10 protein-coding genes are annotated in these 13,584 nt (G+C 56.0%); 4 read left to right on the top strand and 6 right to left on the bottom strand.

Annotated features, from left to right (window positions below; translation table 11 throughout):
* The first annotated feature begins 55 nt into the window (after positions 1-55).
* Entirely contained in the window at positions 56-1,645 is a 1,590-nt protein-coding gene (locus tag HKX44_RS19195) for a gamma-glutamyltransferase family protein (protein WP_276152892.1), read from the top strand.
* On the opposite strand, the gene HKX44_RS19190 is transcribed toward HKX44_RS19195, so the two are convergent.
* The 3 genes from HKX44_RS19190 to hemF all read right to left on the bottom strand — a co-directional run bounded on the left by HKX44_RS19190 (position 1,642) and on the right by hemF (position 4,155).
* Positions 1,642-2,385 (bottom strand): phosphatidylcholine/phosphatidylserine synthase, encoded by a 744-nt coding sequence (locus HKX44_RS19190; protein ID WP_276152891.1) that lies wholly within the window; start codon positions 2,383-2,385, stop codon positions 1,642-1,644. The genes HKX44_RS19195 and HKX44_RS19190 overlap by 4 nt on opposite strands.
* Positions 2,382-3,074, bottom strand: a complete 693-nt coding sequence (locus HKX44_RS19185) for a phosphatidylserine decarboxylase (protein WP_276152890.1) — start codon at positions 3,072-3,074, stop codon at positions 2,382-2,384. Before HKX44_RS19185 ends, HKX44_RS19190 begins: the two co-directional genes overlap by 4 nt.
* A gap of 199 nt (positions 3,075-3,273) precedes the next feature.
* Positions 3,274-4,155 (bottom strand): oxygen-dependent coproporphyrinogen oxidase, encoded by an 882-nt coding sequence (hemF, locus tag HKX44_RS19180; protein WP_276152889.1) that lies wholly within the window; start codon positions 4,153-4,155, stop codon positions 3,274-3,276.
* Positions 4,156-4,373: 218 nt separating this feature from the next.
* Here hemF and HKX44_RS19175 point away from each other — a divergent pair, with 218 nt between their 5' ends.
* From HKX44_RS19175 to HKX44_RS19165, 3 genes are all read left to right on the top strand, one after another.
* Positions 4,374-5,786: an SLC13 family permease gene (locus HKX44_RS19175; RefSeq protein WP_276152888.1), complete on the top strand. Its 1,413-nt coding sequence runs from the start codon at positions 4,374-4,376 to the stop codon at positions 5,784-5,786.
* Between the two features lie 12 nt (positions 5,787-5,798).
* Positions 5,799-6,671, top strand: a complete 873-nt coding sequence (locus HKX44_RS19170; RefSeq protein WP_276152887.1) for a LysR family transcriptional regulator — start codon at positions 5,799-5,801, stop codon at positions 6,669-6,671.
* A gap of 181 nt (positions 6,672-6,852) precedes the next feature.
* Positions 6,853-8,166 (top strand): nucleotide sugar dehydrogenase, encoded by a 1,314-nt coding sequence (locus HKX44_RS19165; protein ID WP_276153163.1) that lies wholly within the window; start codon positions 6,853-6,855, stop codon positions 8,164-8,166.
* Positions 8,167-8,291: 125 nt separating this feature from the next.
* Here the strand turns inward: HKX44_RS19165 and HKX44_RS19160 are convergent, their stop codons facing one another.
* From HKX44_RS19160 to HKX44_RS19150, 3 genes are all read right to left on the bottom strand, one after another.
* A complete protein-coding gene (locus tag HKX44_RS19160; protein ID WP_276152998.1) occupies positions 8,292-10,172 on the bottom strand; it encodes a PhoX family phosphatase in 1,881 nt (626 codons plus the stop codon).
* A gap of 373 nt (positions 10,173-10,545) precedes the next feature.
* Positions 10,546-12,528 (bottom strand): ABC transporter permease subunit, encoded by a 1,983-nt coding sequence (locus HKX44_RS19155; protein ID WP_276152997.1) that lies wholly within the window; start codon positions 12,526-12,528, stop codon positions 10,546-10,548.
* A complete protein-coding gene (locus tag HKX44_RS19150; protein ID WP_276152996.1) occupies positions 12,525-13,547 on the bottom strand; it encodes a betaine/proline/choline family ABC transporter ATP-binding protein in 1,023 nt (340 codons plus the stop codon). The genes HKX44_RS19155 and HKX44_RS19150 overlap by 4 nt, the downstream gene beginning before the upstream one ends.
* Between the last annotated feature and the right edge of the window lie 37 nt (positions 13,548-13,584).

Raw genomic sequence — 13,584 nt, 5'->3', positions numbered from 1 at the left:
TCTTTATTCTAAAGACTGGATAGCTTGATGCAGAGCGATTAGAGGACCTAAACCGATGCGTGACTTCCACGAGCCGAAGCGATCTCCGATTTATGCAGCAAATGGTGCCTTGGCGACATCGCACCCGTTGGCGACACAAGCAGGGCTGGAGGTTCTGAAACGGGGCGACAATGCCGTTGATGCGGCCGTGACAGCAGCGGCGGTGCTGACGGTGGTTGAACCGGCAATGACGGGCATTGGCGGTGACGGTTTTGCCCTTATCTCGCAGCCTGGCAAACCGCTTTATGGATTGAACTCATCCGGTCGGGCACCTGCGGCCCTGTCCAGCGAGATGCTGCGCGCACAGGGCTGGCAGGAAATGGACGATTCCTCTCCTCATGCGGTGACTGTCCCCGGCGTTGTAAAGAGCTGGGAGAGCCTGTTGGAAAGCCATGGGACCATCGGGTTGGACGCTGCCCTGCAGCCGGCCATTCACGCGGCAGAGGAGGGCTTTGTTGTCTATCCACGTGTCTGGTCGGACTGGAGCGATTGCGCCGTCAAGCTGATGGAACAGGGGGCAGGCAGCAAACATTACCTGATCGATGGTCGGCCCCCAAATATGGGCACGATACATCGGCTTCCTGCATTGGCTACGACCCTTAGAACAATCGCGGCACAGGGTGCGCGAGGTTTCTATGAGGGGAGCGTCGCCGCGGATATCGTGGCCGAATTGCGCCGCCGTGGTGGTGTAATGACCGAGGAGGATTTGGCCAACCATGTTGCCGATCCCTGCACCCCTGTGGCATCAGGATACCGCGATATTGATCTGGCAGAGTTGCCGCCAAATGGCACAGGCATCACCGCGCAAATTATCCTGAACCTGTTGGAAGGTTTCGACATTGCGTCCTTTGCGCCAAATAGCGTCGAGCGCTTGCATCTGGAGCTTGAAGCCGCGCGCATTGGCTATGCTATCCGAGATGCGCATATTGGCGATGTGCAGACCATGGGGGTGAGTGTTGAGGCCCTGATCGACAAGGCCTGGCACAAGGGATTGCGCGCAACGATTGATCCGGCCCGCCGCAACACTGATTTGCCGCCAGTTGATCCGAATTTTCAAAGCGATACAATTTATCTAAGTTGTGTCGATCGCGATGGCATGGCGGTGTCGCTGATCAACTCGGTTTTCAAGGGGTTTGGTTCAGGGATTGTCACAGAAAAGACCGGTATCCACCTGCAAAACCGGGGTGCCGGTTTTCGTGTGATGGCGGGGCATCCCAATACCATCGAGGGGGGCAAGCGCCCATTGCATACGATCATTCCGGCGATGGCAATGGCAGGGGGCAAGCCCCGCTATTGCTTTGGTGTGATGGGCGGGCATTACCAGCCCTGCGGCCATGCCCATGTGATCAGCAATATGGTTGATTTCGGCATGGACCCACAGGCAGCACTGGACAGCCCGCGTGTGTTCTGGAAGCCGGACGGCTCTTTGGAGGTTGAGCCGACGTTGTGGCAGGGAGTCTTGGACGGGTTGATTGCCAAGGGGCACTCTGCGGCGTTTTCCACGTCTCCGATTGGCGGCGGCCAGATCATCGAAATAGATCACGAGGCCGGGGTGCTAATCGCCGGCTCTGATCCGCGCAAGGACGGCTGTGCCCTTGGGTACTAGCCGCCTGTCGCGCTGCGTTTGGTTTGGGCTCTGTAGGAGAACGGCAGGGATGTGAGGTACAGGCAATTGCCGATGATCAATGTGGGCCAAGGATAGACCATCAGGCAGACCACAAGCACCATGGCAGCAATCACCACAATGGGCAGATGGCTGCGTTTGATGCTGGCGTGTTTGATAGAATAGGTCGGCACGGTACTGACGGCCAAAAGGCCAACACCGATGATATAGAACGCCCGCAGGATTGGAAAATCAGAGTTTTCCCAGCCGTGCAGGTACATGAATACCGGCATCAACGCGAGACAAGCCAGCGCGGGGGCAGGCACGCCGACGAAATACTCGTCCTTTTTCAGCGAAACATCGCTGTCGTCCAGCGCCAGATTGAACCGCGCCAGTCGCAGGGCACAGCAGACCGCCAGAACCAAGGAGGCAAGCCAGCCCAGATTGGCATAATGAGTGTTCATATAGAGGGTGTGATACAGCAGCACCCCCGGCACGATCCCGAAGTTAAAGAAATCTGCCAGCGTATCCAGTTCAGCGCCAAAGGGGCTTGCGGTATCAAGAAAACGCGCCAGTTTCCCGTCAGCGGCGTCTAGAAAAACAGCCAACAGAATAAAATATAGTGCCACTTCCAGACGGCCCTCAAGGCTCATTCTGATTGAGGTCATACCGGCGCAGATGGCAAATACAGTAACCACGCTTGGCACGATATGGCGCAGCTTGATTTTCGACGTATGGCTCATTCAGGAACACCGGGCCGCTGGCGTGTCGGGTCGCGCAGATCGGCAAGGATGGTTTCCCCTGCGACGGCGGTTTGTCCGACTGAAACCAGTGGTGAAACCCCCTTGGGCAGGTAAATGTCCAGACGGCTTCCAAAGCGGATCAACCCGAACCGGTGACCGGCCCCCAGCAGGCTGCCTTCTTGCACGAAGCAAACGATCCGGCGCGCCACAAGGCCCGCGATTTGCACAACACCGATGCGGACACCTTCGTCGGTTTCGATGGTAAGGCTGTTGCGTTCGTTATGTTCGCTTGCCTTGTCCAACGAGGCGTTCAGGAACTTTCCGTGCCGATAGACAATATTGACCACTTTACCGGCGATGGGCGCGCGATTCACATGGCAGTTAAAGACGTTCATGAACACCGACACCCGGGTCAGCGGTTCGTCACCCAGTCCCAGATCGGGGGAGGGGGCGACATCCTCGATCAAGGAAACCACCCCGTCAGCCGGCGAGATAACCAATCCTTCCTGTTGCGGAATGACTCGCACCGGATCTCGGAAAAAGTAATAACACCAGACTGTTGCGCCAACACCCAGCCAGAAAAGCGGTGCCCAGACAAAGAAAAGTACAGCAGTGATAGCGGCAAAGATTGCAACAAACTTGCGCCCCTCATTGTGCATGGGTACCGCAACGATCTTGAGCATATTCATCAGCAGACTTTCAGGTCAGAGCAAAGGGAGGGCCAGAACCACCCCTGTAAAAAACACCGTTTGCACACAGGACGCGCGTGGTTGCAAGTGATCCAAAGTTTTTGGCATCGCGGGCGCGTTCCTGTCAATCCGGTGCCCGTTGGTTGGCAATTTAATCCGTCGCTGTGTGCCGCAGTTTGTGCCGCGCCCTGTCTGTTAGCTAGTACCATTTAGCCATCGGTGGCAGGCTCATCAAAACGGCGTCCGGGTCATGGCCGGTTTCCAGCCCGAATTTAGTGCCACGATCATAGACGAGGTTGTATTCGGCATAAAGCCCGCGGTGGCGCAGCTGCGTGTCTTTGTCTGCTTCTGACCAAGGGGTGCTGTGGCGCTTGTCAATCAGCGGCACAAAAGCAGGTAGAAAGGCACTGCCGACATCTTTGGTCAGATCGAAGTCCGCGGCCCAGTGACCTGTGTTCCGGTCATCATAGAAAATGCCACCAACGCCGCGTGCCCGCTTGCGGTGCGGAATATAGAAATATTCATCGGCCCATTTCTTTAGCTCGTCATAGAGCGTTTCGCCATGCGGGTCGCAGGCGTTCTTCATTTCCGCGTGGAAATGGGCGGTGTCGTCATCATATTCGATGCATGGGTTCAGGTCGGCACCGCCGCCGAACCACCAGGCATGCGGGGTCCAGAACATGCGGGTGTTCATATGTACCGCCGGGCAATGCGGGTTCTGCATGTGGGCCACGAGGGAAATGCCGGATGCCCAGAACCGCGGATCATCCGCCATTCCCGGGATGCCCTTTCGGGCCGCCATTGCGGATTGTGCGCGTTCGCCAAGTGTGCCGTGGACGGTCGAGATATTCACCCCGACTTTTTCGAACACTCTGCCGCCGCGCATGACGCTCATTTCACCGCCGCCTGCGTCCGATCCGTCTTCCGCGCTACGCTTGGTTTTGCGCACTTCGACACGGCCCGCGGGGGCCTCCGACGGGTGGCGGTCTTCCAATGCGTGAAACGCACTTACGATGTCATCACGCAGCTGGCGAAACCAATCCGCGGTCTGGGTCTTTTGGGCGTCGAAATTGTCGGTCATGGCAATAAGTCTCTGTCGGTAACTGGGGTGCTGTCGGCATCACGGTGGATAGGTGAATATCGACTTAGGTTCCACCGCAATATTGTGGGACAATCAGGCAGGGCAGGGCGATTGCGCCCCCGACGGAGCCGGTAGGGGCCATGCCCCTCGGTTTTGATGAGGATGACCCTCGGAAATCACGATTGGAATTCTTTGAAATTCCCTGACATTTACGCGGCATGACACATCGATTGAATGTACCGGCGGATACGATAAATTCCGCGCCCTTTCCCTGGCCGTCTTTCTTCAAGTGGATGGTTGTGTTTTGCGTCACCGGGGCCAGTGTGCTGTTTGCCCAGTACATCCTGCCCGGGGCACCTGCGGCACCCGTTATTCTGGCGGCTGTTTGTCTGGCGCTTTGGGCGACGGGAATTGTGCCCGAAGCATGGACCGCGCTGTTGTTTATCTTGGTGGCGTCGGTTCTGGGGTTGGCAGCGCCCATCGTGGTGTTCTCGGGATTTACTTCGCCGACGTTTTGGCTGTTCTTTGCCGGGTTGGTTCTCAGCGCTGCGATGACCCATACGGGCCTTGGGCAGTCAGTGTCGCCCCTTGTCGGCCGGTTTCTGGGTCAAAGCTACCGTATGGCTGTGGCGGGCTGTGTCCTTGCAGGCGTGCTGCTGGCTTTTGTCCTGCCGTCTGCGATGGTGCGGTTGATGATCTTGCTACCTGTGGTGGGATTGCTGGTGGAAGAAGCCGGATATGAAACTGGCAGCAACGGGCGAACGGGGATGTTGCTGGGCGCGGCCTTCGGGACATTTCTGCCGGCGTTTGCGATCCTGCCGGCGAATACGCCCAATATGATCCTTTCGGGTTCAGCCGAGGCAATTTATGGCCTGCGGGTTTCCTATTTCAACTACCTGCTTTTGCACTTTCCTGTGCTGGGTATGCTAAAGGCACTCTGTCTGATCATTGTTGTGCCCTTGCTGTTTCCGGCACCGGCGCCGCAGAAGATAAAACGTGCCGCCCCGCCACGGCTGTCACCAGCGGCTAAACGTCTTGGTTTTGTGTTGATGGTCACCTTGGGCCTTTGGCTGACGGATGGGATTCACGGTATTTCACCGGCCTGGATTGGCATGGCCGCAGCGCTTGTTTGTTTGGTGCCACACTCCGGTCTGGTCAGCCCGACCTGTCTGAAAACGGACATCGGTCTAGGCGGATTGTTGTTTCTGGCGGGTTTTCTGGGCGTCGGCGCGATTATTGCAGACGCAGGGGTTGGTGATGCACTCGCCGAGGCCGCCAAAGCCCTGCCCGATGTCACGGGCAAGCTTCAAGGCATTGGCCTTGTGGCCGGTTTCTCTGCTGTGATTGCAACACTCACAAATGTCGCCACAGTGCCGGTCATTGTGACACCGCTGGCGGAAACGCTGGCAGGGTTTTCCGGCCTTGGGTTAAGCACCGTATTGATGGCGCAGGTGATTGCGTTTTCAACGCCGCTGCTGCCCTATCAGGCACCGCCGTTGATTGTCGCCAAAGAAATCGCGAACCTGTCTCTTGGTGTCATTACAAAGCTGTGTTTGGTAATGTTCGCCCTAACGGTGCTGGTGTTATTGCCGCTTGATATTCTTTGGTGGCACATTCTGGGGCGTTTATAGGGGTATAGGCCGATGGATTTTCACCAGCTGAGGACGTTTTCAGCGGTTGCCGATACCGGCAGCATTACGCGGGCGGCAGAAAAGCTGAACCTCAGCCAGCCAGCGGTCAGTGCGCAAATCAAAGCTTTGGAAGAGATATTGGCGCTGACGCTGTTCGAGCGGACAACGCGCGGGATGGAATTGACCACTGAGGGTCGCGCAATCCTGAATGCGTCACAGAAGGCCCTTCAGGCTCATGCCGCAGTGATCCGCGAAGCGGTACAGATGCGGGGAACCGTGGCGGGGCCGTTCCGGTTGGCCGGTGCGGCAAACGCTCCCGGCGATGGGGTGGGGGCGTTGATGATTGCTTTGGCCGAGCATTACCCGCAGGTGGACGTAAATCTGATTCATGCAACATCGCCTGAGGTTTTGACCGGCGTGAGGGCAGGGGATCTGGACGCAGGTTTCTGCGTGACAAGTGAGGATCTGGAGGCGGATTTGGTGACCATCGAAACGGCCCGCTTCGGAACCTATTTGGCAGCACCTGCCGGACTTGTTCCCAAGGGTCAGGCGTTGGATTGGCACAGCCTTGTGCGTCAGGTCTGGATCGTACCGAATTCTGGCACCTGCTGCGGGTTGGCGATCGAAAAATTGTTTTGCGCCCATAATCTGCGCCCGAAACAAACAATCCAGATTGACCGGGAAAGTGTGACACGCACATTGATCGCTGGCGGGGTCGGGATCGGGTTGCTTCATGCTGATACTGCGCGGGCTGCTGTAGATGCCGGCGAGGTGGATATCCTGATGGAGGTCGAAAAGGCTGTGCGCGTGCTGTTTGTCCATGCGGCGGACAGAAGCGCCGATCCGGTGTTGCGGGCGGTGACCTCGATCCTGCGCAAAGGATGATCTGACGGCTGAGTGACCCGCCGCCCGCGGGCAGTTCAGTGTATGCCCGATGGATACATGCACAGACCCACAGGGCAGGGCAGGGGTGGCAAAAGCCGCGCGAATACCTATATCAAGGCGCTGACGGTCTGCCGGATTGGCCGGGCGCCAGACGATATTGCGGACTGTCAGGGAAATTCTGATGTTACTTCTTGAGAAACTGAAAAAAATCGATGCAACCATCGGGATTGTTGGCCTTGGTTATGTGGGGCTGCCACTCGCCAATGCATCGGCCAAGGCCGGATACCGCGTGATCGGCTTTGATGTGGATGCCGGTAAGATCGACAAGCTTTATAGCGGTCACAGCTATATCGAGGCGGTATCGGATGCAGATATCGAAGCAACGGCAGACCTGTCGGACTGGACGGTTGACTTTAGCCGGATCAAAGAATGTGACGTCGTGGTGATTTGCGTGCCCACGCCGTTGAACCAGCACCGGGAACCTGACCTTTCCTTTGTCGAAGATACCGCGCGGGTGATTGCCAAACACATGACGCCAGACACTTTGGTGGTGCTTGAATCGACCACATGGCCGGGCACAACCGAAGAGGTGATGAAACCGCTTCTGGCCGAAAGTGGGCACGCCATCGGGCGGGACATTTTCGTCGGTTATTCCCCGGAAAGGGAAGACCCCGGCAATGCGACCTACCGCACGAAAACCATTCCCAAGGTGATTGCTGGCGACGGGCCAGACGCACAGGCGATGATGGAAGCTTTTTACGGCGCTGTCGTGGAAACCGTTGTGACAGTGCCCAATCCGACGGTGGCCGAAGCCGTAAAGATTACCGAGAACATTTTTCGTTCGGTGAACATTGCTTTGGTGAACGAACTCAAGCTGATCTACGACGAGATGGGTATCGACATTTGGGAGGTGATCGACGGTGCTGCAACCAAACCTTTTGGGTTTATGCCGTTCTATCCCGGACCCGGACTTGGCGGGCATTGCATTCCGATTGACCCGTTTTACCTGACGTGGCGGGCCCGCGCGTTTGACGTGCCGACCCGTTTTGTCGAATTGGCCGGCGAAATCAACACCAACATGCCCCATCATATTGTACATCGCACCCGCGAGGTCTTGGACCTTGAAAAAGGCAAGGGTTTGAACGGGGCAAAGGTGTTGTTGGTCGGTGTGGCCTATAAGAAAAACGTCTCAGACATGCGCGAAAGCCCCGCGATGCGCTTGATGCAATTGTTTGACGAGGCGGGTGCGGAGGTTGCTTTTGTTGATCCGCATGTGCCGGTCATTCCGCCGATGCGGGATTATGCGATGTTTGAAGGGCAGACGGCACTTTCGGTAGATGCAATTGCGGATGGCGGGTTTGATGTTGTGGTGATTGCAACTGATCACGACGCGGTTGAATACGAGCCACTTCTTAAGTTGGGATGTCCTGTCATAGATACGCGCAATGCCATCGCCAAACGAGGGTTGCCGATGGATGGGGTGACCAAAGCCTAACGGGCACCGTTTGTGTTTTGTGGCGCGCAATTGACCTCAGATACCATCCCCCGCGCTTGCCAAAGGGGGGGACAGGGGGCGGCAGCGCAATGCGCCGCCCCCCAATCTTGATACCCGACTGGATGTTAGCCGATGGTGTCGCCATTGTCGCGCCACACGGCGATTACCGAAGAACGTGGTTTGCCGTTGCCATCGGGCCAGCTTGCGCCGGGGTGCTGGATGCCGACAAAGGCGACCTTGCGATCAAGAGACCAACACAGGCCGGTAACTTCAGCCCCCTTTGGGGCTGTCAGGAAACGGGCGATTTCGCCGGTTTCGGGATTGCCGACCAGCATCTGGTTGTTGCCCTGACCCTCGAAATCACCTTCGTTTGAATCGTTGCCATCGGTCTGGATCCACAGCATGCCCGTGGTGTCAAAGGCCATCCCGTCGGGTGAGTTGAACATATTCCCTTCGGTGATGTTTTCTGACCCGGCGTAGATGTTGTTATAGGCTGTGGGGTTGCCCGCCATCACGTAAAGGTCCCAGGTGAAACGATCCGATCCGTGATCCTCGCTCATCGGGCGCCATCGAACGATCTGACCAAATTTGTTGGTTTCGCGTGGGTTCGGGCCGCCAACCGGTGTTGCATCACCACCGGCGTTCGGTTTGACGCCGCGGTTTTTGTTGTTCGTCAGGGCGCAGTAAGCTTCGCAACGCAGCGGGTTTGCGGCGATCCATTCCGGGCGATCCATGGTGGTCGCGCCGACCTTGGAGCCGGCCAGACGTGAAAACACCAGAATGTCATTGACGGACATGCCCGTGGTTTCCGGCGTCAGGGCCAGCCAATCGCCGCTTTGGTCATCGTTGAACCGCGCAACATAGAGTGTGCCCTCTGACAGCAGGTTCTGCGTTGGCCCGCCTTCTACCCAGACATCATTGGAAATATATTTATAGATGAATTCGCCCCGTTCGTCGTCACCCATATAGACCACAACACGCCCGTCTTTGGCGGTTACCATTTCGGCGTTCTCGTGTTTGAAACGGCCCAGAGCGGTGTGTTTAACAGGGGTGCTGTTGGGGTTTGTCGGGTCGATCTCTGTCACCCAGCCGTGGCGGTTGGGCTCGTTTGGTTCCGTGCTGAGGTCGAACCGGTCGTCGAACTTTTCATAGGCATAGCGGCTTTTGCCACCAATGCCGTAGCGCGCAAGCCCATCGGTTACCTCATAGCTGCCCGTGGCTCCGAAATAGCCGTTAAAGTTCTCTTCGCAAGTCAGGTAGGTGCCCCAAAGCGTTCTGCCCGACCCGCAGTTGTTCATCGTCCCCTTCGGAGAAAGCCCGGCGGGATCCGCATTGGTTTTCAACAGATCGGAACCCGCGGCCGGCCCGTCTATGGTCATCTGGGTCTCATGGGTGATACGCCGGTTGAGCGGGCTGTCGATGACCGGTTTATAGCCATCGGCATCCTGTGCGATTTCCATCACCGTGACACCTTGAATGTTCTTTAGCAGGGAAACCTCATCTGCAGTACGCGGTGTACCTTCGGAGGCCGCAGGCAGGTTGATTTTGGGATTTGCATATTCCGAGTTAACAACCAGAACCTCTTTGCCCTCAATTTCGAACAGCTCCATGCCATCGGTGTTCTCGCCGAATACCCGATCGGATTTTTCAAGTGACACGCCGGTGTCTGCGGAATAGCTGTTGGCTGCGTCTGAAAACAGCGGATCGCCCCAACGCACCAGTGTTTTCCACTGGTAACCCGCAGGTACGTGGATATCGCTGTCGGTGGAAATTCCGATGGGCTCGAAAGGAAAGCCGGCGGATTGCGCACGCGCCGATGTGGAGGACCCAAGAACACCGCTGCCAAAAACCGCAGCACCGGAACCAAAGGCCAGAATGCCGCTCAAAAAGCCACGACGTGAAACGGCCCGTTCTACAACTTGATCAAAGCCGTTGTCCGCCGGACGCGGGTCGCGATGTTCATCGAATTCGTCCCATGAGATATCTTGAAGGGATGGGTGGTCCATGACGGATTTCCTTTGAATAGACTGAAATGGCCTGCTGCCAGTTGGTGTGGCAATGTACGGGCTGGATGGCACGGGTTTGTGAAAGTTATTTGACAGACCATGCGGATTTCTCAGATGTGGAATGCGCCGGCGCACTGGCATAACTGCTAAATTTATAACATAATCAAGATTACCGGGTTGCAGGGATCCTTGAGAACCCACGCATAATGATGTGAGGATACCGTCAGGTAGTATTCTGGATGACAATATTCACAAGCCGTTGAACGATTATTTTAAGGGCCGCACTGGATTGCCAACTGGCGGCCCGCAACAATTGGGCATTCGCGACGGGAAACCAAATTGCCGACCTGAATGGGTATTACTGATAGGTACTCTAAGTTAGTCCCATGGCGCGCTTCTTGTCTGCGGCCCATTTCATGATGGTGAGGTCAAAGGTAAGCGCCATCAAAGCAACACATATACCCAGCACAAAGTTCTTGCCCAAATCGGTTCCCGCCAATGTGCGTTGAAGCTCCTGCCCCAGATCCTGCGTCCCGATAAAGGCCGCAATGATGACCATAAAAAACGCAAACATGATCGCCTGGTTAAATCCAACCGCCATGGTCGGCAAAGCAAGCGGGATTTGTACATTCCAGAGCTTTTGCCAACTGGTCGCCCCCGACATATCAGCGGCTTCGGTCATCTCGGGCGGTACAGTACGCAACCCTTCAATGGTATAGCGGATTAGCGGCACCATTGCGAAAACCAGGATTGAGAAGATCACGGCGATGTCGGTGATTCCAAAAAGCATGATTGCAGGGATCAGATAAATAAAACTGGGGAACGTCTGCGCCGTATCACAGATCAAGAGCATCCTCTTGGCCCAAGCCTCTGATCGTGCAGCCAAGATCGCGATGGGCAGGCCGATCAAGGCGGCCAGTGCAACAGCTGCGGTAACGGAATAAAGTGTGATGATCGCGCGGTCCCACCACCCCGATAGGGCCACAAAACCAAAGAAGACCAGTGCATAAATCGCCTGTTTTCGCCCAGCCAGCGCCAATGCAAAGGCCGCAACCAAAAGTATGAACGCAGGGGTCGGGATCGACAGCATAAAATTACGGAACGGGATCAATACCTTCACATTCAGGAACGCGCGCAAAAATCCGGTGGTCGCTTTGACCCAGTCAATATTCAGAAACCACTTGATCAGGTTATCCAGTTCTTTGCCCTGAGAGAAATCCTGACCCCGACCAATTTCTCCAGCAATTGGCATCACCCATGACAGCAAAGTGAAAAAGACAAATAAGACCAATCCCAACAACAACATCTGATGCCGTTTCCAGAAAGGTGTATCCCGCTCGAAATGCTCGGGCTGTTTGATAACCCATGCCTTGGACATCCGGTCCAATGTCACTGCAAGTAATACAATCGTCACGCCGATCTCAAAAGAACGACCCAATTTGAAACTGCCCATCATCGCCAGCAATTTGGCACCCAAGCCCGGCATCCCAATAAAGGCGGTCAGGACCACCATAGCAAGACAGAGCATGATCACCTGATTCACACCAACAAGGATTTCGGTGCGCGCTGAGGGCAAATAGACGTAACGCAGCATCTGGAACTTGGAGCAGCCACTCATCTTGCCGGCTTCTACAACCTCGTCAGATACTTTTTGCAGCCCCAAAGTGGTCATCAGGATCATAGGTGGAATGGCATAGATTGTTGTCGCCACAGCCCCCGCGGTTGGCCCCACTTTGAAAAAGATCACAGCCGGCAGCAGATAGGTAAAGAATGGCAATGTTTGCAATACCGACAGGATCGGCTTGATGGCCCGGTCAACCCAGGCGTATTTCCAGGCCGCGATCCCAAGCGATAATCCGATGACAAAGGCAAGGGGGGCAGCAATCGCTAGCACCGAAAGGGTTTGCATCGCAATTTTCCACTGGCCAATCAGGGCGGTCCAGATAAATGTGCCTCCGCCCATAAGGGCCAGCCGCCAGCCACCAAGATAATAGCCAACAACCGCTACGGCAGCGGCCAGCGCCGTCCAGGGGATCGGTCCGATATTTGGCCAACGCCGTTTGCCAAAAAATATGTTGGCAGATGCATCAAGCAGCCATTCCAACCCTTCGGTCAGAAATCGGGTAAGGGCGAGCAATCCCAGATCATCTTTTACAAAAGAGAAAATCGCATCCAGCCAGCCTGCAAAATTCGGTACCAGAGCTTCGGGGACGCGGTGCAACCACTCAGGTAATGCCCCAGCATATTGAACCAAGGTCAGAAGAACGGCCAAGCCCACCATAGCAAACGCAATAGTGGCGGTGCCGAATTGGGGCGCTGCAACCTGCTTTTGCGCCCTGTCTACATTGTCGCTCATTTATCATCCCCAAGCAGGACGTCCAAAGCGGCCTTGCGCGCCAGCGCTCCGATAATTTGGCCGTCGCGCTGCACCGGAATGGTGTCGCGGGCATCGCTTACCAACATGCGCGCCATGTCATGTACAGTGGCCTTGGCGTCAACCGGCGCGCCCTCGCCTTTGTTATCCGTTGTTGCCAAGGCACCGGCATGAATAACCCGCGCCTTGTCGATGTCTTCGGTGAATTTGCGCACATATTCGGTGGCGGGGTTCAGGACAATGCGGTCGGGTGTGTCACATTGCTCGACGGCACCGTCTTTCATAATTGCGATACGATCGGCAAGGCGCAGCGCTTCGTCAAAATCGTGGGTGATAAAGACGATGGATTTGTTCAACATCTGCTGCAAACGCAGGAATTCATCCTGCATTTCCTTACGGATAAGCGGGTCAAGCGCGCTGAACGGTTCATCAAGAAACCAGATATCGGGTTCAATCGCCAGACTGCGGGCAATACCAACGCGTTGTTGCTGGCCACCAGAAAGCTCGCGTGGGAAATATTCCTCGCGCCCCTCTAGCCCGACCAGTTTTACGACTTCCAGCGCGCGTTCACGGCGGGTGTGTCTATCTTGACCCCGCATTTCTAACGGGAAAGCTACGTTTTCCAGAACAGTCCGATGTGGCAGCAACCCGAACGACTGAAACACCATCCCCATTTTGGAACGCCGCAGGTCGATCAGCTCTTTCTCGGGCAACGACATAATGTCTTGTCCCTCTACATCAATTGTACCACCAGTGATGTCATGCAGCCGCGAAAAGCACCGTACCAGCGTCGATTTGCCGGAGCCCGAAAGCCCCATGATCACCAGCATTTCGCCACGGTGAACGTCGATGGAAACATCCTTGACGCCTGCGATATAGCCGGCGGCGCGCATATCATCGAAACTCGTCCCCGGTTGCATGCTATCCAGATAGCCTCGGGGATCTTTACCAAAAATCTTCCAGACGTTCTTACAAGAGATGACGGGGGTATCGGTTGGCATGGTAATCCTTAGGATAAATTGCCCCGTCCGGCAGGAC

Origin of the sequence: Sulfitobacter sp. M05, from assembly GCF_029285175.1 — a bacterium.
Lineage (GTDB): Bacteria > Pseudomonadota > Alphaproteobacteria > Rhodobacterales > Rhodobacteraceae > Sulfitobacter.
The sequence above is the reverse complement of the archived record's forward strand: the minus strand, read 5'-3'. Positions and strand labels throughout refer to the sequence as shown.